Annotated in this window: 17 protein-coding genes and 1 pseudogene; 2 read left to right on the top strand and 16 right to left on the bottom strand. The window is 43.3% G+C overall.

Annotated elements, in window-relative coordinates; all coding sequences use genetic code 11:
- Positions 1 to 45: 45 nt before the first annotated feature.
- From ACORHV_RS01250 to ACORHV_RS01235, 4 genes are all read right to left on the bottom strand, one after another.
- Positions 46 to 549, bottom strand: coding sequence for a phosphatase PAP2 family protein (locus tag ACORHV_RS01250; protein ID WP_000800922.1), 504 nt, complete (start codon positions 547 to 549; stop codon positions 46 to 48).
- A gap of 97 nt (positions 550 to 646) precedes the next feature.
- Positions 647 to 2,407: an ABC transporter ATP-binding protein gene (locus ACORHV_RS01245; RefSeq protein ID WP_000428387.1), complete on the bottom strand. Its 1,761-nt coding sequence runs from the start codon at positions 2,405 to 2,407 to the stop codon at positions 647 to 649.
- On the bottom strand, positions 2,397 to 4,166 hold the full coding sequence (locus ACORHV_RS01240) for an ABC transporter ATP-binding protein (RefSeq protein ID WP_000731791.1): 1,770 nt from the start codon (positions 4,164 to 4,166) through the stop codon (positions 2,397 to 2,399). Before ACORHV_RS01240 ends, ACORHV_RS01245 begins: the two co-directional genes overlap by 11 nt.
- Complete coding sequence (locus ACORHV_RS01235) at positions 4,150 to 4,611, bottom strand: MarR family winged helix-turn-helix transcriptional regulator (protein ID WP_000360520.1); 462 nt, start codon at positions 4,609 to 4,611, stop codon at positions 4,150 to 4,152. Before ACORHV_RS01235 ends, ACORHV_RS01240 begins: the two co-directional genes overlap by 17 nt.
- 192 nt (positions 4,612 to 4,803) lie before the next feature.
- Between ACORHV_RS01235 and ACORHV_RS01230 the strand changes: the two genes are divergently transcribed.
- A complete protein-coding gene (locus ACORHV_RS01230; protein WP_033588306.1) occupies positions 4,804 to 5,508 on the top strand; it encodes a CD20-like domain-containing protein in 705 nt (234 codons plus the stop codon).
- Between the two features lie 49 nt (positions 5,509 to 5,557).
- On the opposite strand, the gene ACORHV_RS01225 is transcribed toward ACORHV_RS01230, so the two are convergent.
- Positions 5,558 to 6,274 (bottom strand): YebC/PmpR family DNA-binding transcriptional regulator, encoded by a 717-nt coding sequence (locus tag ACORHV_RS01225; protein ID WP_000532894.1) that lies wholly within the window; start codon positions 6,272 to 6,274, stop codon positions 5,558 to 5,560.
- Between the two features lie 96 nt (positions 6,275 to 6,370).
- Positions 6,371 to 7,741, bottom strand: coding sequence for an MATE family efflux transporter (locus tag ACORHV_RS01220; RefSeq protein ID WP_016893668.1), 1,371 nt, complete (start codon positions 7,739 to 7,741; stop codon positions 6,371 to 6,373).
- 109 nt (positions 7,742 to 7,850) lie between these two features.
- On the opposite strand from ACORHV_RS01220, the gene ACORHV_RS01215 reads away from it, so the two are divergent.
- Positions 7,851 to 8,405, top strand: coding sequence for a GNAT family N-acetyltransferase (locus ACORHV_RS01215; protein ID WP_000060284.1), 555 nt, complete (start codon positions 7,851 to 7,853; stop codon positions 8,403 to 8,405).
- A gap of 131 nt (positions 8,406 to 8,536) precedes the next feature.
- Here the strand turns inward: ACORHV_RS01215 and ACORHV_RS01210 are convergent, their stop codons facing one another.
- The 10 genes and pseudogenes from ACORHV_RS01210 to rpoB form a co-directional block, all read right to left on the bottom strand.
- Complete coding sequence (locus ACORHV_RS01210) at positions 8,537 to 8,731, bottom strand: PspC domain-containing protein (RefSeq protein ID WP_000415527.1); 195 nt, start codon at positions 8,729 to 8,731, stop codon at positions 8,537 to 8,539.
- Between the two features lie 129 nt (positions 8,732 to 8,860).
- Positions 8,861 to 10,012 carry a recombinase RecA gene (recA, locus tag ACORHV_RS01205; RefSeq protein WP_001085520.1) on the bottom strand — a complete coding sequence of 384 codons (1,152 nt, stop codon included), beginning with the start codon at positions 10,010 to 10,012 and terminating at the stop codon, positions 8,861 to 8,863.
- 54 nt (positions 10,013 to 10,066) lie between these two features.
- Positions 10,067 to 11,323, bottom strand: coding sequence for a competence/damage-inducible protein A (locus tag ACORHV_RS01200; RefSeq protein ID WP_434398440.1), 1,257 nt, complete (start codon positions 11,321 to 11,323; stop codon positions 10,067 to 10,069).
- A gap of 72 nt (positions 11,324 to 11,395) precedes the next feature.
- On the bottom strand, positions 11,396 to 12,436 hold the full coding sequence (gene brpA, locus ACORHV_RS01195; RefSeq protein ID WP_000592175.1) for a biofilm formation/cell division transcriptional regulator BrpA: 1,041 nt from the start codon (positions 12,434 to 12,436) through the stop codon (positions 11,396 to 11,398).
- Between the two features lie 4 nt (positions 12,437 to 12,440).
- Positions 12,441 to 12,962: pseudogene (locus ACORHV_RS01190) on the bottom strand (GNAT family N-acetyltransferase).
- A complete protein-coding gene (gene tsaE, locus ACORHV_RS01185) occupies positions 12,952 to 13,395 on the bottom strand; it encodes a tRNA (adenosine(37)-N6)-threonylcarbamoyltransferase complex ATPase subunit type 1 TsaE (RefSeq protein ID WP_000556959.1) in 444 nt (147 codons plus the stop codon). The pseudogene ACORHV_RS01190 and the gene tsaE overlap by 11 nt, the downstream one beginning before the upstream one ends.
- 83 nt (positions 13,396 to 13,478) lie before the next feature.
- Positions 13,479 to 14,102, bottom strand: a complete 624-nt coding sequence (locus ACORHV_RS01180; RefSeq protein WP_000240910.1) for a hypothetical protein — start codon at positions 14,100 to 14,102, stop codon at positions 13,479 to 13,481.
- A 134-nt stretch (positions 14,103 to 14,236) separates the two neighbouring features.
- Positions 14,237 to 14,656, bottom strand: coding sequence for a nucleoside-diphosphate kinase (gene ndk / locus ACORHV_RS01175; RefSeq protein WP_000438280.1), 420 nt, complete (start codon positions 14,654 to 14,656; stop codon positions 14,237 to 14,239).
- Between the two features lie 110 nt (positions 14,657 to 14,766).
- Positions 14,767 to 18,432, bottom strand: coding sequence for a DNA-directed RNA polymerase subunit beta' (rpoC, locus tag ACORHV_RS01170; RefSeq protein WP_434398437.1), 3,666 nt, complete (start codon positions 18,430 to 18,432; stop codon positions 14,767 to 14,769).
- A gap of 32 nt (positions 18,433 to 18,464) precedes the next feature.
- Entirely contained in the window at positions 18,465 to 22,076 is a 3,612-nt protein-coding gene (rpoB, locus tag ACORHV_RS01165) for a DNA-directed RNA polymerase subunit beta (RefSeq protein WP_434398435.1), read from the bottom strand.
- Positions 22,077 to 22,230 lie beyond the last annotated feature (154 nt).

The raw sequence follows: 22,230 nt of genomic DNA, 5'->3' as shown, positions 1-22,230 counted from the left end.
CAATTTGAAGCAGTAAGTGGTTGTAGGACTAGCTTAACTTACATGTCAAAATAAGAAGAAAAGGAATCCCCACACCAGACCACAAGCATAGCCAACCAAGACATCCTTGGGATAATGAACCCCCCCTAAAACCCTCACCAGTCCCAGCAAAGCTGAAAAAATCAAGCATGCTAAGCCAACAGGTAGACTAGCATGCAGACAGGCCATGGAGATGATAGTTGCCGAAAAGACATGGCGACTGGGCATCGACCGTCCCGAACTATCCTTATCAAGAAGGGGACAGATATCCCAAGTTTCATAAGGTCGCGGGTGGTTGATTTTCTTACGAAAAAGAGACAAAATCACAAAACCTGAGGCAGGGACAAGCAAATAAACCCCAACTTGCTGACCAAGTCCTAGTTGCAGGTAAGTGGTGACTAGCAAGGCCAGGTAGACCAGAGGCATGGCGACTGTCATCAAACGATTGAAACTGCGTAACAGAAATAAAAGAGTGGGATGGCTGGTGAGTCTGGAGCTGATATTTTGATACCATTCTTGATAATTTTTCATTTATACTTCTCATTCATTACCTTGTTTTCGTCTACAGGTGAGACGTTTGTCTTCTAGTATAGTGCAGAAAAAGAAGGCCGTCAAGCCTTCTTTAGATTTATTCTTCTGCTTCGTCTTCTGTAAATTGACTATTGTAGAGATCCGCATAAAAGCCACCTTGCGCCATCAGCTCCTCGTGATTGCCTTGCTCGATGATATTTCCATCTTTCATGACAAGAATCAAATCTGCATTACGAATCGTTGACAAGCGGTGGGCGATGACAAAGGAAGTTCTGCCTTCCATCAAACGGTCCATGGCTTTTTGAATCAACTCCTCTGTACGTGTGTCGACTGAAGATGTCGCTTCATCCAAAATCAAGAGTGGTGCATCCTTAAGAAGTGCACGAGCAATGGTCAAGAGTTGTTTTTGCCCAACAGACAAGGTCACAGTGTCATCCAAAACAGTATCGTAGCCATCTGGCAAGGTCATGATAAAGTGGTGGATTCCCACAGCCTTGCTGGCTTCCATCATTCGTTCATCACTGATGTCTGTCTGATTATAGATCAGGTTCTCTCGAATCGTTCCTTCAAAGAGCCAAGTGTCCTGCAAGACCATTGAAAAGGCATCGTGTACTTCTGAGCGTTTCATGTCCTTAGTATCCACGCCATCGATGCGGATACTTCCCTTATCTATCTCATAGAACTTCATCAAAAGATTGACAATGGTTGTCTTCCCAGCCCCAGTCGGTCCAACGATAGCAACCTTCTGACCTGCATGAGCTGTCGCAGAAAAGTCATGGATAATGGTGCGCTCTGGTGTATAGCCAAAGGACACATGATCAAAGACTACTTCCCCTTTCATATGGGCCAATTGTCTTTCCTTATGAGATTCATCCTGCATCTCAGCTTCAGCTAGAAATTCTAATACACGAGTCATGGCTGCACTCGCTTGTTGCAAGCTCGTAATCCCTTGGGCAATCTGTGACAGAGGTTGGGAGAAGGTCCGTACGTAAACCATAAAGGCTACAATAATCCCGATACTGATATGCCCTTCTAACGCCAGCGCGGCCCCAACGATGATGACTAAGACATAACTAAAGTTCCCAACAAAGAACATGGCTGGCATCATGATACCAGAAATAAACTGAGATTTCCAGATACTATCATGCAAGTTCTGGTTTAAACCTGCAAATCTCGCTTTGGAGGTGTCCACTGCGTTGTAGCTGGTCACTACATTATGGCCAGAGTACATTTCTTCTACGTAACCATTGACGGCCGCTAGATTATTTTGTTGGGCTTTAAAATAACCCTGTGACTTGGCCATGATTACGGAAACCGCCGCAAAACCAACAAGGGTTGATACAACTGTTACCAATGCCAAAATCCAGTTCATCCCAAACATGGTCACCAAGACAGCAATCAACAAGAAACTAGCTGAAAGAACTGTCCCTAAACTTTGGTTGAGAGATTGCGCTGCTGTATCCACATCATTGGTCACGCGCGAAAGGGTATCTCCTTGTGAATGACGGTCAAAATAGCCAAGTGGCAAACGATTAATCTTTTCAGCGATAGCCGTCCGCAAGCGTTTTGAAAAATGCTGAATGCTCGTTGAAAAGATATAGGCCTGTGTATAATTAAGGATAGCTCCAAATACATACAGAACAACCAAAAATCCAGCAATGTTTGACACAGCTACCAAGTCGATTTCTGTAGCCAAGCCATCTGAAATCAAGTTAGTAATTTCTTTAATCTTAGTTGGACCATAAACGGTAATGATACTTGAAATGACTGCAGCCACAACTGCTATTAGGAGAGGGAGTTGGAGGCCTGCCATATAAGGTTTGCACTGTTTCCAGACCGAAACTTTTTTATTTTCCATCTTCCAATTCCTCCTTCGATAGTTGTGAGTAGGCAATTTCTTGGTAGACTTCGTTAGTAGCTAGAAGTTCTTTGTGGGTGCCTTGTCCCACGACTTTACCTTGATCCAAAACCAAGATCAGGTCGGCATCCATGATGGTTGAGATGCGTTGAGCAACGATTAACTTAGTCAAGGATTGTGTTTTTTCAGCTAATTCTTGGCGCAAGATCCGGTCTGTCTTGTAGTCCAAGGCTGAGAAAGAGTCATCAAAGATAAGAATCTCTGGCTTACGAGCCAAGGCCCGGGCAATAGCCAAGCGTTGTCTTTGACCTCCTGAGAAGTTGGTCCCACCTTGGGCTACTTCAGAGGACAGACCTGCTTCCTTATCCTCGATAAAGTTCTTAGATTGAGCCAATTCCAAAGCTTGCCACATAGCAGGTTCGCTGAGAGGACTTTCTTTACTCTTACCAAAGTCGAGATTACCCTTAACATCTCCAGAAAAGAGCACAGCTTTTTGTGGGATATAGCCGACCTTATTACGCAAGTCTTCCAAGTTGTAATCTTGCACATCGACACCATCTACTAGGATTTGACCAGATGAGACATCATAAAAACGAGGTATTAGGTTGACTAGAGTAGATTTCCCAGATCCAGTTGATCCGATAAAGGCAACTGTTTGACCTGCTTCGGCTTTAAAAGTAACATGTTCCACAACTGCTTCTGAGTTTTGAGAGTATCGGAAGGTTACATCACGGAATTCCACTTGTCCTTGAACTGAAGAATCTGCAGCCTGTGCTTGACTCGGATTCTTAATAGAAGGATGCAAATCCAAAACTTGGTTGATACGTCCTGCAGAAACCAAGGTCCGAGGAAGAACGATAAAGAGTGCTCCCATGAGAAGGAAGCCCATCACGACCTGCATAGCATAGGACATGAAGACTACCATATCACTAAAGAGTGGCAGACGTTCTGTCAAACTTGCATCGTTGATGATATAGGCACCAATCCAGTAAATGGCTAAACTCAATCCACTGGAAATCGCCATCATGATCGGGTTCATAATCGCCATCAATCGATTGACAAAGAGATTAAGACGTGTTACCTCATCGTTGGCTGCTTCAAATTTCTTATCTTGGTAATCTTCCGCATTGTATGCACGAACAACTCGAATCCCCGTCAAACTTTCACGAGTGATACTATTGAGTTTATCTGTCAATTTTTGGATGACCGATTGTTTTGGAAAGGCCAGAGTCATGAGAACGGTGGTCATCAAGACGTTGACAATAACAGCCACAACGACTGCCCAGAGCCAGTATTCCGATTTCCCAAGGATTTTTCCAATGGCCCAGATAGCCATAATTGGCCCACGAGTAACCACTTGCAAGCCCATGGTAAAGAGCATCTGTACCTGGGTAATATCATTGGTCGTCCGAGTCAAAAGACTTGGGATTGAAAAACGTTTGATCTCTGTCTGTGAAAAATCCAAAACGCGATGAAATACGTCTCTACGTAGATGGGTTGTATAGGATGCTGCAACGTGAGCGGCAAAGAAACCAACCATAACAGATGAAAAGAAAGCCAATAAAGACAAACCAATCATCTTCGCAGCTGGTGACCAGAGTTCACCCAATTGCGTTCCAGACGTTCCCAGTAATTCTGTAATTTGCGAAATATAAGTCGGCACCTCTAACTCGAGATAGACCGAGAAACAAGTGAAAAGAATCGTAAGGGCGATCATTCCCCACTCTTTTCCTGTAATACGTTTAGCGAGTTTCTTCATTCTCTCCTCCTATCTTCTCAACATTTTCTTGCAATTGCCCGAGTACCTTTTCAAAGATTGCCAAGTCTGACTTTGAAACCCCCTCTAGCAGACTTTGATCAATCCGATCAAAAAAAGCTTTAACTTTTTGCATCTGCGAACGCGATTTCTCCGTCAGGCGAACAAATTTTGCCCGCTTATCGCTCGGGCTCGCCTCTAACTCGACCAAACCATTTTGTACCATGCGCTTGACTAGATTACTCGCCACAGATTTGCTAATATTGAGTTCCTGCTCGATATCCTTAATCAAGACCAGTTCCTCTTTTTGTTCACAATGATCTAAAAAACGCAGAACCTGCCCTTGCGGTCCACCCATAAATTCAATGCCACATCGCTTGGCTTCTTTCTGTACCATCAGATGAACCTGGTGTCCAAAACGTTTGAACATTAACATCGGCTTGTCCATGATTGCTCCTTTCTTACGATAAATATAGTTCTCACAAGAACTATATAAGTTTCCATGAGAACTATTTTATCATTTTCAGAAATGATGTCAAGAAAAAAGTTTCCTAGAGAACTATTTTAGTTTAAATTGACATTAGGCAATATTTTTTCTATAATAAGCACTAACTACTGTGGATAGAAATCCATTCACTCGATGAAGGGAGAAAACGTTCAAATGAAACCAGAAGAACAAAGAGTTTTAGGAATCTTGGCAACCATTTTTGGAGCCATCGCACTTTTAGGATCTTGGATTCCATTTATTAACTATCTATCGTTTTTCATCGCCATTGTCGCATTTATCTTGGGGATTATCGGCCTTATCGTCAACCTCAAAAAACGAAAAACAATGGCCATTATTGGAACAGCTCTGTCAATTGCTTCTATTGTACTTTTCTTTACGACCCAGATACTGTACGCTAATATCTACAAAGATTTTGCCAGGGAGTTTAACCGTTCCTATAGAGAGGCAAGTTCCTCAATGGAACGCGAAGAAGAAAGCGACTTGACAGATGATAGCGCCTATTCCATCCCAGAGGAGGAAGAAGACGATACCTTCACCTGGACCCAAGAACAGTTCGACGCCTTAATCGAAGGTGACCTTGACAACAAAGGAAAAGGGGGTACCAACTACAAGGATATTATCAAAAAACACGGACTACCAGACTCCGAATTTGACTCCACTATCGGAGGGTACGATACGAGAAAAATCACCTATATCTCCATTGGTGACAAGATCAAGACTGTTACCTTAACTTTTGCAAAACAAGACAATGGACAGCTCTTGCTAGTTCAAAAACATGCAGTCGGTCTAGGTCTAGAAAAAAGCAAGAAACAAAACGATTCTGAAACCAGAGTCTAAGTTCAAATATCAAAAAAACGAACAGCTAGTAAAACTGTTCGTTTTTCTATTAGAATCCATCTACGTTTGTGTAGATCTTTTGTACGTCTTCGTCGTCCTCAAGAACGCTGTAAAGTTTTTCAAAGGTTTCAAGGTCTTCGCCTGACAATTCCACTTCAGACTGAGGAATCATTTCCAATTCAGTCACTTGGAATTCTTCGATACCAGACTCACGAAGGGCAACGATAGCCTTGTGAAGGTCTGTTGGAGCTGTGTAAACCGTGATTGTTCCTTCTTCTGCTTCTACATCGTCCACATCCACATCTGCTTCTAGCAATTGCTCAAAGACTGCATCAGCGTCCTCACCCGCAAATACGATCACACCCTTGTTATCAAAGAGGTATGAAACTGAACCTGAAGCACCCATGTTTCCGCCGTTTTTACCAAAAGCTGCACGGACATTGGCTGCGGTACGGTTAACGTTTGAAGTCAAGGTATCCACAATCAACATAGAACCATTTGGTCCAAAACCTTCGTAACGTCCTTCTGTAAAGGTTTCGTCTGTGTTTCCTTTTGCTTTATCAATCGCTTTATCGATAACGTGTTTTGGCACTTGGGCTTGTTTCGCACGGTCGATAACGAATTTCAAAGCAGTGTTTGATTCTGGGTCTGGATCACCTTTTTTAGCTGCTACATAGATTTCTACACCAAATTTTGCATATACTTTAGAGTTAGCTCCATCTTTAGCCGTTTTCTTGGCTACGATATTGGCCCATTTACGTCCCATTAGGAATCTCCTTTTTTCACATTTTAATCTTTCTTATTATAACACAAGTTTTTTCGATTTTCACTAGAGGAAATGGATTTTATTCAGCAAATCCAGCTAGGATTGTCCTTTGGCTGCCAAGATTGCCTTGCCTTCTTTTATCAGGGGATGGCGGAAAAGTGAAAAGTACAGTTGGGTGGTCATGGCAACCCAGATAAGGGGTTCACAAAGGATAACTCCCCTATAGCCTGCCCAAGGGATAATCAAAACTACAAAAACAATTTTCCCGATTAGTTCTATAAAGCTGGAAACTAGAGGAAGGACTTTCTGCCCCAATCCCTGCAAGCAATTCCGATAAATCAGCAAAAGGCTCAAAATCGGATAAAAGACTGAACTGATTTGCAGGTAAAGACTACCATTTTCTACCAAGTATCCATCCGTCGAACTGGCCAAGAAGGAAACCAAGCTAGGACTGGCAAAAAAGAGGAAAATACAAATAAAACCTGCCCAGAACATGCTCAAACGACTCCCAACACCAAGGCCTTGAACTATGCGGTCTGGTCGCTTGGCCCCGAGATTTTGAGAGGCAAAGGTCGTCATAGCAGAAGAAATAGCCGTCATCGGAAGCAGAGCAAAAGCCATAATGCGTCTAGCTGCTGTTTGAGCACTAATAATCACAGCTCCAAAAGTATTGACAGAAGACTGTAAAATCACACTACCTATGGACACAATGGAACTCATCAAACCCATAGCCAAACCTTGCTCCAAGAGATCCGCATACAAGGCCTTGTTCCATTTAAAATGCTTGAGTTGAGGAAGTAGTTCTGGAACACTCTTACGGATATAGTAAAAACAGAGAACCGCTGACAATCCTTGCGAAATAATGGTAGCAAGCCCCGCAGATTGAACTCCCAGATGCAGTTGCGTAATGAAATAGAGATCCAGAACCACATTGACCAAGGCAGAAAAAATCAGAAATCCAAGAGCTGCTAGACTGTCTCCAATGGATCGCAACAAGCCTGCAAAAAGATTATAGGCAAAGCTGACACCTACACAGGTCACAATCATAGAAATATATTGATAGGATTGAGGAAGGATTTCTGCAGGGGTATCTAAATATTGCAAGAGTGGATACAGACCGACAAATCCCATCAGCATGATCACAATGCTCAAAAGAACACCTAAAATCCAAGTTGCTGCTACTGCTTCCTTGATTTTAGTGAAATTACGAGCCCCATAATAGCGGGCAATGACGATCCCCATCCCATTGCCAACACCAAGCGTAAAACCTATAATCAAATCAAAAATGGCAGTTGTCGCCCCTACTGCAGCCAAAGAATCTTGACCAAGAAAACGCCCAACAATCAAGACGTCAGCTGTATTATAGAGTTGTTGGAAAATATTTGACAGCAAGATTGGAAAGGCAAAGCTTAACAGCGCAGGAAGAATAGGACCATGTATCAAGTCCACGGATCGTTTCTTATTCATAAAGCTATTATATCAGCTTTCTAATGGAGCGACAAGACTCTGTCACTAAGTTTGAAATCAATTGCTTACAGAGAGACAATTTGCTATAATCAAGAAAAGGAGTTCATTTATGAGTTTGACCAGTCAATTAATTACCGATGTATTTCCTGATCTGGATAAGGTTGAAAAGCTAAACAAAGAAGCTTTTCCCGAGGAAGAACGAGTCCCTCTGTCTGAGTTCTTGCGCTATCAGGACCGAGAAGACGCTCACTTTTTTGCCTTTTATAACCAAGAAGAGTTTGTCGGCTTTGCTTTTGCCATCTCCAATCCAAAGGCCTTCTATATCAGTTTTTTTGCCATCATGCCCCACCTGAGAAGCCACGGGTATGGAAAGGAAATCATCGAAAAGCTGACTGATTTTTACCAGCGAACCATGTTACTCGAAGTCGAGCGATTGGATGAAGAATGCGATAACTTGGAGCAAAGGAAGGCTAGAATGGACTTCTATCGACAAAATGGCTTTAAAACAGCCAACGCTTTCCTTGAGTACGATGGTTTGAGTTTTGAAATCCTCTATCGTGGCGACTATTTTGACGAAGAAGCCTATCGCGACATCTTCCAAAAGTTACAAAATGAACATTATTTTGACTTTCATATAGAGTATCGTCGTTTTAGTGACCATTAAACAAGACTTATCCATCCGGTGAAGAACCTCTCTTTTTCGATAGAAACTACATATAAAAATGCATGTAATCTACGATTACATGCATTTTTTATTTTCAACTGATCAGAATAAACTTTTATTCTCTCTATGGCTTAAGCTTCTGCATTGCCTTCCGGAAGAAGGAAGTAGAGAATAGCATAAGCTAAGATTCCAGAACCACCAAGTAGGGTGAAGATAATCCAAAGTGCACGAACAAGTGTGTGGTCCATGTTAAAGTAGTCACCGATACCAGCACAAACACCAGCAATCTTTTTGTCTTGTACGTTTCGAACAAGGCGTTTTTCCATTATAGTAGTCTCCTTTTTATAGAATGATTTAATTTTTTTGATTAAATACTCTTTTATTACGCTTTTGAAGCTTATGGAGACTTAATATTTAAACATAAAAAGCAGAGAAAGACTTCTCCGCTTTTATTTTTAATCTTCAATTTCGATTTCGAGTCCGTCGCCTAGGTCAAGTGTTACTTCTTGGTTAGGTGCTAAATCTTCTGCAACAGAGGTAGGAGTTGTTCTTTCTTCATCTTCAATCAAACCATATTGAACACGGACTTGGTGGTCAATGGCATCAAAGATTTCTGGGTGATCCGCCAAGTATTTCTTAGCATTTTCAGATCCTTGTCCGATTTTTTCACCCTTGTAAGAGTACCATGCTCCCGCTTTTTGGATGATATCGAGATCACTTGCAATCTTCAAGAGCTCACCAGTCTTAGAAATTCCTTCTCCGTACATGATTTCAACAAAGGCTTCCTTAAATGGTGGAGCTACCTTGTTTTTCACGACCTTGATCTTGGTTTCCTTACCGACATTGGTATCTTTTTGATCACCAGTTCCCTTGATTTGTGTGCTTCCACGAACATCCAAACGGACTGAAGCGTAGAATTTCAAAGCACGTCCACCAGGTGTTGTTTCTGGATTTCCAAACATGACTCCAACTTTTTCACGCAATTGGTTGATAAAGATGGCAATTGTTTTGGTTTTATTGATAGAAGCACCAAGTTTACGCATGGCCTGGCTCATCATACGAGCTTGCAAACCAACGTGACTATCTCCAATATCCCCATCAATTTCCGCACGAGGTACAAGGGCCGCAACCGAGTCGATAACGACAAGGTCAACTGCACCTGAGTCAATCAATTTTCCAGCAATTTCAAGACCTTGCTCTCCTGAGTCTGGTTGTGACAAGAGCAATTCGTCAATGTTCACACCAAGGGCTGCAGCATAGGCTGGGTCAAGAGCATGTTCCGCATCGATAAAGGCTGCAATACCACCTTCTTTCTGTGCTTGCGCAACAGCGTGAAGGGCAACCGTTGTCTTACCAGATGATTCTGGTCCATAGATTTCGATGATACGTCCTTTAGGATAACCACCTGAACCAAGAGCAATGTCCAGAGCCAATGAGCCTGAGCTCATCACTTGAACTTTTTGCTCCGCGCGCTCACCCAAGCGCATGATTGAGCCTTTACCAAAGTCTTTCTCAATCAATTTAAGAGCATCGTTCAATGCTTTTTCACGGTCTGCTCCAAATTTTTTCCCAATTTCATCTAATTTTTTTGTTGGTTTTTTCGCCATTTTGTTCTCCTATATTCTACTGGTCCTTAGACCTATCTTTCATTATACCAAAATTTAGTCACTTAATAAAGCCTTGCGAACTAGGTTAAAGGCATGCATGACCGCAATATGTCGAACATCTGCTCGACTCCGTCCTGCAATATTGGCCTTGATCACCTCTGTCCCTTTTGCATGTGCCAATCCAATAAAAACTGTACCAGCTGGATGCCCCTCTAGGCTATCTGGCCCAGCTACACCTGTCAGACTGACACCATAATCAGACTGAGTCTTGATCCGTGCCTGCTCTGCCATTTTTCGAGCCGTAAACTCAGAAACGACCCCGTGTTCTTTTAGCTCTTGCTCGTAAATATCCAACATCTTAGACTTTTCTTCTAGGCTGTAAGTGACAAAACCGCCATTAAAGATTGCTGAAACGCCCGAAAAGTCTGCTAATGTTGCTTGAAAGAGACCTGCCGTCAAGCTTTCTGCCGCAGTAATTCTTTTCTGTCTCTTCTTTAGCTCTTCTACAACGACACTTGCGAGACTGGTTTCTTCCCCATATCCATAACAGATGTCTCGTAGAGAAATTCCCTCGAAAGTTTGGCGACTCAAGATTTGATTTTCTAAGATATCCAGTGCTTGATCAGCCCTTTCTTGACTAACTGCTTTTGTAGACAAACGCAAGGTCACTTCTCCCGTCTTGGCATACGGCACCAAGGTCGGATCGGTTTGATGGTCAATCAAATCCGCCAAAATGGTCACCAACTGACTCTCACCAATTCCAAAGAAACGGAGCACTCGTGAGTAGAGCTTAGCACCAGTCATTAACTTGGGTAAGAGTTGATTTAAGACCATAGGTTTCAATTCACTAGGTGGTCCTGGGAGGACCACGTAGGTCACGCCATCCACTTCCGACACCCCTCCTACTGCTAAACCTGTCTCATTTGGCAGTGGAGTCGCCCCTTCTACAATTTGGGCTTGGCGCTCATTATTCGGTGTCCGAGCATAGTCAGGTCTATGAGCAAAGAAAATATCCAGTTTCTCTTGCGCTTGAGGGTCAAACACTAGATCTTTTCCCAAAAATTTTGCCAGGGTTTGTTTGGTCAAATCATCCTCGGTTGGTCCCAAGCCCCCTGTCAAAATCACAAGATTACTACGTTGACTCGCAATCTCAAGCAAGGACAAAAGACGAGCTTCATTATCTCCAACAGCTGTTTGGAAGTAGACATCTACCCCGATTTCGGCTAGTTTCTCTGATAAAAACTGAGCATTGGTATTGACAATCTGCCCTGTTAAAATTTCTGTTCCAACAGCAATAATTTCTGCTTTCATGTTTCCTCCTACTTATCTATTCGAATTTTTTTGAAAAAATCGCAGGAAATTTCCCACGATTTGATTCTTTTCTTATTCTGCTTCTTCGTTTGAAGCGTTCGTACTGGTTGAAGGTGCTGTCCGACCAAAGGCTGTTTCGTACAGTACCGCATTGGTTTCCAATTCTGTCACTGGCTCTTTACCTAGCGAACTACGCAAGAGATTTTGCATTTCGAGCATATGTTCTGAAGTGACAATCTGATAAGAAATTCCCTGTAGCTCAGCATCTTCCCCACGCAATTGATGCGTTTCGATATTCTTGAAAGAATCTTGATAGCCAAGCAATTGTGGAATGCTCTTAGCTGACAAGTCCACATTGGTCTGCATGTTATCACTCAAAGCTTTGAGGATACCTTGATAATGACTCACACTGTTTAGGCTCAAAACCTTCTCAACGATCTTTTGAATAACTTCACGTTGACGTTTTTGACGACCATAGTCTCCCTCTGGGTCTTGGTAACGCATCCGTGAATACACCAGAGCTTCCTCCCCATTCAAGGTTTGTTCTCCAACACCGATAGAAATCTTATTAAACTCCTCTTGGTCAGCAATCGAAATTGGGAAACCGAGTGTATTGTTGACGGTGATCCCACCAACTGCATCCACCAATTGTTGAAGCCCCTGCATGTTAACCATCACATAGCGGTCAATGTGGATATTCATCATCTTTTGAATAGTAGAAATTGCAAGTTCCGCACCACCATTAGCATAGGCCGCATTGAGTTTAGCTTCCTGAACTTGACCGTTTCCAGTCTCAATCTTGGTCAAAATATCCCGTTCCAAACTCATCATAGTGGTTTTCTTTGTTTTGGGATTAACCGTCAGGAGAATCATGGAATCACTATTTCCCGCCCACGGGTCTGTACGTTCCACATTTCCCGTATCTACCCCCATCAAGAGGATGGTCAGAGGCTCCGTCGCTTCGATAACGTTGGTTTCTTCCCCGATTTTTTTGTAAGTCTTTTTACTTAGGGTTTCTGTTCCCTGTTGGTAGATGGTATAGCCATAAACCGCTACACCTAAAACTGTTACTGCTAGGAAACCTAGCACCATTCCAATTAATTTTTTAATCATCTCGTTATTTATTTATCAGCTTGCCCATAAGACAAACATCTAAAAATATCCCTTCTGCTAAATAGGCTCCTCTTTCTTGTAAGCCTTCTGTGATAAATCCCATTTTTGAGTAGAGGTGGATCGCAGCCTCGTTTCGTTTTTGTACACTGAGTTGCAAACGGCGCAGGACGCCACTGACTTTCGCCCACTCAATGCCTTCTTCTAGAAGTATAGTCGCCAAGCCTTAGTTCCAGAATTTCCTGCGAACTGCTAGAAAAACATCGCCGATATGTCGAACTCTTAAATGTTGGTCCGCTGTGATATTTAAGACTCCTACAATCTCATCATTCAGTAAGGCGAGGAGAGTAATTTGATTCTCTGATCCAGCTTGTTTTTCGATAAAAAGAGCCATTTCAGAAGCTGTCATCATGATACCATTTTCATCCAAGCTGGTAAAATCCGTCTCTTGACCGACACAATCTAAAAATGCAATTAAGGCTGTAGCATCTGAAATCTCTGCCTCACGAATACACAACTCATACTCCATCTTGAAGCTCCTTGATGAGTTGTTCAGCCCGAGAGCCATGAGCCGTAAAATGAAGACAACGACCCTCAGCTTCTTTCAAGATTTCCAATTCCAAGTAAGAATCTGGTAAATCTTCACCCAAAAGATGCCCCCACTCAATAACAGTCACACCACCACCAAAGAGAAACTCATCCAAGTCAATAGAATCAGCATCACCTTCGATACGATAGACATCCAAGTGGTAAAGTGGCAAACGCCCTTCGTACTCTCTGACAATGGTATAGGTTGGACTTTTAATCATCTGACGGATATCCAAGCCCTTGGCAAGGCCTTTTGTAAAGGTTGTTTTACCCGCACCCAACTCTCCAGTCAAGATCAGAACATCGTCTTTTTGAAGCAAATGACCTAATCTTTCTCCGAGAGCTAGAAGCTCTTCTTCATTTTTTGTGTGCATGCTACTATTATACCAAAAAGTTTTCTTTTGTGTGAATTTTCTTTATGAACTTACTATAACAATTTTGAAAAATTCTCCTCCATTTAAAAGAATACAACTATTGAAAAAACAAACAGGATATCCCGAATCAGGTGTCCATAAAAGGAGATTTCCCTTTGAATACATTTTGGAAAAAGGAAACGTGCGCATAGAAAACCAACACTGATATAAATGAGAATTGAGGAAATCACTAAGGGATTCCTCAAGAAAACCATCGTAGCTAGAACGGAAATGACGACTGTTTTCTTTTTATTTAGGTAATTTTCTATATCTCGAAAAATTTTATCAAAAGGTAAGAAAATCAATAGATCTACTCCTAGCAAGAAAAAGAAGGAGGGTAAAAAGAGGTCAACCAATTCCTGCTGCAATTTGCTAGTGGTTTGGATGCTTTCTGAGAGAACCAGACAGGTTGCCAAAAGATTGACTACTAAAAGGAGGCAATAAACAAGACTCACTTTCTTTTGAACATGTAAAATACTATGTCTAGACTGGTCTGCTGTATGGAAATAATTTATCCCAGCGCACAAAACAGAAATTCCTACTATCAAAATCAAAAAATAAGCATTGGTCTGTTTTAAAGATAAAAAGGATTCTTTCCATAATAGACAACTACTAAAACTAATCTGGATGACTGCAATCAACAACAATAGGCGAATTGATTTTACCATTTCTTTTCCCTCCCTATATGGGATTATACCTTGTGAGGAGTTTGAAATGATAGTTTCCGCCTCAAATGTCCTTTTTTTGTGCTCAACTGACCAAAAAACAGCTCTGTTGTGAACAGAACTGTTCTTTTACCAGTCTAATCCTTAAACCAGAGAGCAATTTCACGTTTTGCAGAAGCTTCCGAATCGGAGCCGTGAACTACATTTTGAATGGCTTGATTGTCTCCTGCAGCCTTGGCAAAATCTCCTCGGATAGTTCCTGGCAGAGCTTCTTCTGGACGAGTAGCCCCCATCATGGTCCGCCAAGTTTCAATCACTTTCGGACCTGATAGAATGCCCACCACTACTGGTCCTGAGGTCATAAACTGACGGATAGGAGGATAAAAACTTTTTTCAACCAAGTCTTGATAGTGTTGGTCAATCAAAGCTTCTGAAACTGCTGAACGTAACTCTAATTTTTCGAGTTTGAAACCTCGTTGTTCCATTCTTTGCAGAATTTCGCCGACCAGCCCTCTTTTCACACCATCTGGCTTAATGATAAAGAATGTTTGTTCCATACGGACACCTCCTTGGCATTTTAGTTCTTTTATTCTACCATACTTTATGAAAAAGTGGGAAAATTTTCTGAAATAAAGCAAAGAGAACCCAAAGGTTCTCTTGTTTGCTTTTATTCTACTGTTTCTTCAACTTGGACTTCCACAACTTCCTCTACAGGAGCAAGTTCTGCCTCTTCTTGTTCTGGAGCCAGATATTCTGCTTCATTGATAGCTTGTGGTTCAAGGTTACGGTAGCGAGCCATACCAGTACCAGCTGGGATGATCTTACCGATGATAACATTTTCTTTGAGTCCAAGGAGATGATCTTTCTTACCACGGATGGCTGCATCTGTAAGGACACGAGTTGTTTCCTGGAAGGAAGCCGCTGACAAGAAACTGTTAGTTTCAAGTGAGGCTTTGGTGATTCCCATAAGAACTGGGCGACCAGTCGCTGGAACTCCACCTGCGATAAGAACATCCTTATTAGCATCTGTAAAGTCGTTGATGTCCATGAGAGTACCCATAAGAAGGTCTGTGTCACCTGGATCCATGACACGAACTTTACGGATCATTTGACGAACCATTACCTCGATGTGTTTGTCACCGATTTCTACCCCTTGGCTACGGTAAACTTTTTGTACTTCACCGAGAAGGTAAGTTTCAACTGACAAGACATCACGAACAGCAAGGAGACGTTTTGGTTGGATAGAACCTTCTGTCAATGCTGCACCACGAGAGATTTGGTCTCCAACTTCGACACGCATACGTGCTGTAAATGGAACCACGTACTCACCTTCGCCAGTTTCACCCTTAACAAAGACTTTCTTAGTACGAGTTGAAGCATCTTCTTCGATAGCTGTAACTTGCCCTTTGACCTCTGTGATGACCGCTTCCCCTTTAGGATTGCGGGCTTCAAAGATTTCTTGGACACGAGGAAGACCCTGAGTGATATCGGTATTTGAGGCAACCCCACCCGTGTGGAAGGTACGCATTGTAAGCTGTGTACCAGGTTCCCCGATAGATTGGGCAGCGATTGTACCAACTGCTTCACCAACTTCAACCGCATCACCAGTCGCCAAGTTGATACCGTAACAGTGACGGCAGACACCATGACGGGTGTTACATGTAAATACAGAGCGGATAGTCACTTCTTCCACACCAGCATTGACAATTTCACGCGCCTTGTCTTCTGTAATCAACTCATTTGGACCGATGATCACTGCACCAGTTTCTGGATGTTTAACAGTTTTCTTAGTGTAACGACCGTTGAGGCGTTCTTCGAGAGACTCGATCATCTCTTTTCCTTCTGCGATAGAACGGATCAAGAGACCACGGTCTGTTCCACAGTCGTCCTCACGGATGATAACGTCTTGGGCAACGTCAACCAAACGACGAGTCAAGTAACCTGAGTCGGCTGTCTTAAGGGCCGTATCGGTCATACCTTTACGGGCACCGTGAGTTGAGAAGAACATTTCGAGTACTGACAAACCTTCCCGGAAGTTTGAAAGGATTGGCAATTCCATGATACGTCCGTTCGGAGCGGCCATCAGACCACGCATACCGGCAAGCTGTGAGAAGTTTGAGATGTTACCACGGGCTCCAGAGTCCATCATCATAACGATTGGGTTCTTAGGATCTTGGTTGGCAACCAAACGTTTCTCCAATTTTTCACGGGCTGCACGCCATTCAGCTGTAACAGCGTTGTAGCGCTCGTCGTCTGTGATCATACCACGACGGAATTGTTTGGTAATTTGTTCTACACGTTTGTGTGATTCTTCGATGATTTCAGCCTTGTCTTCAACAACTGGGATATCGGCAATACCCACTGTCAAACCTGCAAGAGTTGAGTGGTGGTAACCGAGATTCTTCATGCGATCAAGTAGGGCAGAAGTTTCTGTCGTACGGAAACGTTTGAAGATTTCAGCGATGATATTCCCAAGATTTTTCTTCTTGAATGGAGGGTTGAGTTCAAGATTGCTGATTGCTTCCTTGATATCTCCACCTAGTGGCAAGAAGTATTTAGCTGGAACACCTTCTGTTAAGTTGGCATTTGTAGGTTCTTGCAAGTAAGGCAGACCCTCTGGCATGATGTCGTTGAAGAGGATTTTACCAACTGTTGTAAGCAAGACCTTGTGTTTTTGCTCTTCTGTCCATGGTTTGTTAAGGCTGTCTGTTGCAATACCAACACGTGAGTGGAGGTGAACATAACCATTGCGGTATGCCATAACCGCTTCGTCACGGTCTTTGAAGACCATTCCTTCCCCTTCACGGCCAGCTTCTTCCATAGTCAAGTAGTAGTTACCCAAAACCATGTCCTGAGATGGAGTAACAACTGGTTTACCATCTTTCGGGTTCAAGATATGCTCAGCAGCGAGCATCAAAATACGAGCTTCTGCTTGGGCTTCTTCTGAAAGCGGTACGTGGATGGCCATTTGGTCCCCGTCAAAGTCGGCATTGTAGGCTTCACAGACAAGCGGGTGCAAACGAAGGGCCTTACCATCGATCAAGACTGGCTCGAAAGCTTGGATACCCAAACGGTGAAGGGTCGGTGCGCGGTTCAAAAGTACTGGGTGTTCTTTGATTACTTCTTCAAGGATATCCCAGATACGTTCGTCTCCACGTTCCACCAAGCGTTTAGCTGCCTTGACGTTTTGCACGATGTCACGGGCAACGATTTCACGCATGACGAATGGTTTAAAGAGCTCGATCGCCATTTCACGTGGCACACCACATTGGTACATCTTAAGCGTTGGACCAACGGCGATAACAGAACGTCCTGAGAAGTCAACACGTTTACCGAGCAAGTTTTGACGGAAGCGTCCTTGTTTCCCTTTAAGCATGTGGCTCAATGATTTCAGTGGACGGCTACCTGGTCCTGTAATCGGACGACCACGACGACCGTTGTCAATCAAAGCGTCAACCGCTTCTTGAAGCATACGCTTCTCATTTTGAACGATGATACCTGGTGCATTCAACTCAAGCAAACGAGCCAAACGGTTGTTACGGTTGATAACACGGCGATAAAGGTCATTCAAGTCAGATGAGGCAAAGCGGCCACCATCCAACTGCAACATTGGACGAAGATCTGGTGGAATAACCGGAAGGATGTTGAGAACCATCCATTCAGGTTTGTTTCCAGACTTGTAAAAGGCATCCAAAACATCCAAACGGCGGATGGCTTTGACACGTTTTTGTCCAGTAGCTGTTTTCAACTCTTCTTTGAGTTCAGCAATTTCTTTTTCAAGATCTACTTGTTTCAAAAGGTCTTGGATGGCTTCGGCACCCATCTTGGCAACGAATGATCCATAACCATACTCACGCAAGCGCTCACGGTATTCGCGCTCTGTCATGATAGACTTGTGCTCAAGTGGTGTATCCTTAGGATCAATCACCACGTAAGCCGCAAAGTAGATAACTTCCTCGAGGGCACGAGGACTCATATCAAGGGTCAAGCCCATACGGCTTGGAATCCCCTTGAAGTACCAGATGTGAGATACAGGAGCCTTCAACTCGATGTGCCCCATACGCTCACGACGAACTTTCGTACGCGTTACTTCAACCCCACAGCGGTCACAAACAATCCCTCTGTAACGAATGCGTTTGTACTTACCACAAGCACATTCCCAGTCTTTTGTAGGACCAAAGATGACTTCGTCAAAGAGTCCTTCACGTTCTGGTTTCAACGTACGGTAATTGATTGTTTCAGGTTTTTTGACTTCTCCATAAGACCATGAACGGACTTTGCTTGGAGAAGCTAGGGTGATTTGCATACTTTTAAAACGATTTACATCAACCACTATTTCTTCCCTTTCTATTCTAAGTGAACTGCTTATTCTTGTTCAGCAGCTTCTTCTGTTGCTTCCGCTTTTGTTGCTTTCTCTGCTTCTTCAGCTTCAAAGGCTGCTTTAGCCTCTTGGGCTGCTTTTTCGCGGGCTTTTTCAAGGTCATCTACGTGGATGACATCTTCGTCCATTCCTTCATCCAAGTCGCGAAGTTCCACTTCTTGGTCATCTTCGTCAAGGACACGCATGTCAAGACCAAGAGATTGCAATTCTTTGACAAGAACTCGGAAGGATTCTGGAACACCTGGTTTTGGAATTGGTTTTCCTTTTGTAATAGCTTCATAAGCTTTCAAACGTCCGTTGATATCGTCAGACTTGTAAGTCAAGATTTCTTGGAGTACATTTGATGCACCGTAGGCTTCAAGAGCCCAAACTTCCATCTCACCGAAACGTTGTCCACCAAACTGAGCTTTACCTCCGAGTGGTTGTTGGGTAACGGTTGAGTATGGTCCGACTGAACGCGCGTGCAATTTATCATCAACCATGTGGTGGAGTTTGATCATGTACATGACACCAACTGATACACGGTTATCAAACGGCTCACCTGTACGTCCATCGTAAAGGATTGTCTTAGCATCGCTGTCCATACCTGCTTCTTTAACAGTGTCCCAAAGGTCTTCCGAACTTGCTCCGTCAAAGACTGGTGTTGCGATGTGGATACCAAGAGTACGGGCTGCCATACCAAGGTGGAGCTCCATAACCTGACCGATATTCATACGTGATGGTACCCCAAGCGGGTTCAACATGATGTCGACTGGAGTTCCGTCTGGAAGGTAAGGCATGTCTTCTACAGGAACGATACGAGAGACAACCCCTTTGTTTCCGTGACGTCCGGCCATCTTATCTCCAACCTTGATCTTACGTTTTTGAGCGATGTAGACGCGAACCAGCATGTTAACACCTGATTGCAACTCATCTCCATTTGCACGTGTAAAGATCTTAACATCACGAACGACACCATCGGCACCGTGAGGTACACGAAGAGAAGTGTCACGAACTTCACGAGACTTGTCTCCGAAGATAGCGTGCAAGAGACGTTCTTCAGCTGAAAGGTCTTTCTCTCCCTTAGGTGTGACTTTACCTACAAGGATGTCCCCTTCTTTAACCTCTGCACCGATACGGATAATACCCATTTCGTCAAGGTCTTTAAGGGCATCTTCACCAACGTTTGGAATTTCACGAGTAATTTCTTCAGGCCCAAGCTTTGTATCGCGCGTTTCTGATTCATATTCTTCGAGGTGGACAGATGTGTAGACATCGTCTTTGACCAAGCGTTCGCTCATGATAACGGCATCCTCGAAGTTGTAACCTTCCCAAGTCATGTAGGCAACAATTGGGTTTTGTCCAAGCGCCATTTCCCCTTTTTCCATAGAAGGTCCGTCAGCGATAAAGTCGCCTTTTTCAACAACATCGCCAACTTTAACAAGTGTACGTTGGTTATAAGCAGTACCTGAGTTTGAACGACGGAATTTTTGGATGTGGTAAACGTCCAATGAACCATCTTCGCGGCGTACTTCTACCTTGTCAGCATCTGCGTAAGTAACTTTACCGCCATGCTGAGCAATCACAGCTGCACCTGAGTCATGAGCTGCTTGGTATTCCATACCAGTACCAACGTAAGGCGCTTTTGGATCAATCAATGGCACAGCCTGACGTTGCATGTTGGCACCCATGAGGGCACGGTTAGAGTCATCGTTTTCCAAGAAAGGAATACATGCTGTCGCAACGGCAACTACTTGTTTGGGTGACACGTCCATGTAGTCAACCACTTCTGCTGGATACTCTTGGTTGACCCCTTGGTGACGTCCCATGACAACTTTCTCAGCAAAAGTACCATCTTCGTTGAGGCGAGAGTTAGCCTGCGCTACAGTATATTCATCTTCTTCATCGGCTGTCAGCCAAACGATTTCGTTTGTGACTACACCTGTTTCACGGTCAACCTTACGGTATGGAGTTTGAACAAATCCATACTTATTCAAGTGACCATATGATGACAAGTTATTGATCAAACCGATGTTAGGTCCTTCAGGTGTCTCGATTGGACACATACGACCATAGTGAGTGTAGTGCACGTCACGAACTTCATATCCAGCACGGTCACGAGTCAAACCACCAGGTCCCAAGGCTGACAAACGGCGTTTGTGAGACAACTCAGAAAGCGGGTTGTGTTGGTCCATGAACTGTGACAACTGTGATGAACCAAAGAATTCTTTAACCGCAGCTGTGACAGGACGGATATTGATAATTTGTTGTGGTGTTAAAACTTCATTGTCCTGAACAGACATACGTTCACGGACATTACGTTCCATACGAGAAAGTCCAAGACGTACTTGGTTGGCAAGCAATTCACCAACTGCACGGATACGACGGTTTCCAAGGTGGTCGATATCATCCACACGTCCGATACCTTCTGCCAAGTTAAGGAAGTAGCTCATCTCTGCAAGGATATCCGCAGGAGTTACAACACGAACCTTGTCGTCTGGATTGGCATTTCCGATGATGGTTACAACACGGTCTGGGTCTGTTGGGGCAACAACTTTGAATTTTTGAAGGACAACCGGTTCTGTCAAAACAGCTGCATCGTTTGGAATATAAACAATTTTGTTCAAGTCGCCATCCAAGTGACTCTCGATACTTTCGATCACGCTACGAGTCATAACGGTACCCGCTTCTACCAAGATTTCACCAGTTTCAGGGTCTACCAATGGCTCCGCAATGGTTTGGTTGAGCAAGCGTGTTTTAACATTGAGTTTTTTATTGATCTTGTAACGACCAACAGCTGCCAAATCGTAGCGACGTGGGTCAAAGAAACGCGCTACAAGCAAGCTACGTGAGCTTTCAGCAGTCTTAGGCTCACCTGGACGAAGGCGTTCGTAAATTTCTTTCAAGGCTTCGTCTGTACGAGAGTCCATTGGATTCTTGTGAATATCTTTTTCAACGGTGTTGCGAACCAATTCGCTATCACCAAAGATATCAAAGATTTCATCATCACCTGAGAAACCAAGCGCACGAACTAAGGTCGTAAATGGAATCTTACGAGTACGATCGATACGAGTATAAGCGATGTCTTTTGAGTCGCTTTCAAGTTCCAACCAAGCTCCACGGTTAGGGATAACAGTTGAGCCGTATCCCACTTTACCGTTCTTGTCTACTTTGTCGTTAAAGTAAACACCTGGTGAGCGGACCAACTGAGAAACGATAATACGTTCACCACCATTGATGATGAAAGTACCCATTTCGGTCATGATTGGGAAATCACCAAAGAAGACTTCTTGGGTCTTGATTTCGCCTGTTTCTTTATTGATCAAGCGGAAGGTTACAAAAATTGGTGCTGAGTAGCTAGCATCGTGGATACGTGCTTCTTCGAGCGTGTATTTTGGTTCCTTGATTTCATAGCCAACAAATTCCAACTCCATTGTGTCTGTGAAGTTTGAAATTGGCAATACATCTTCAAAAACTTCCTTAAGACCGTGATCTAGGAAATCTTTGAATGAATCCGTTTGAATTTCAATCAAATTTGGTAAGTCAAGAACTTCTTTGATTCTTGAAAAACTACGACGGGTACGATGTTTCCCGTATTGAACGTCATGTCCTGCCAAGATGATTCTCCTTTGTAAATAAATTCCAAGCCTTGTCAATCAGGCTTTTCTAATCGTCATATGGTTTTAAAAACCCCTATCACCGTGTCCCTTTGACGAATTTTCAGAATCTTTAAATCTTTGTTACAAGCACTCAAAAACCTGAAAAAAAGCA

It is taken from the genome of Streptococcus sp. KHUD_016, from assembly GCF_051106465.1.
In the GTDB taxonomy this organism is placed as follows: domain Bacteria; phylum Bacillota; class Bacilli; order Lactobacillales; family Streptococcaceae; genus Streptococcus.
This window is presented reverse-complemented; position numbering and strand designations above follow the sequence as displayed.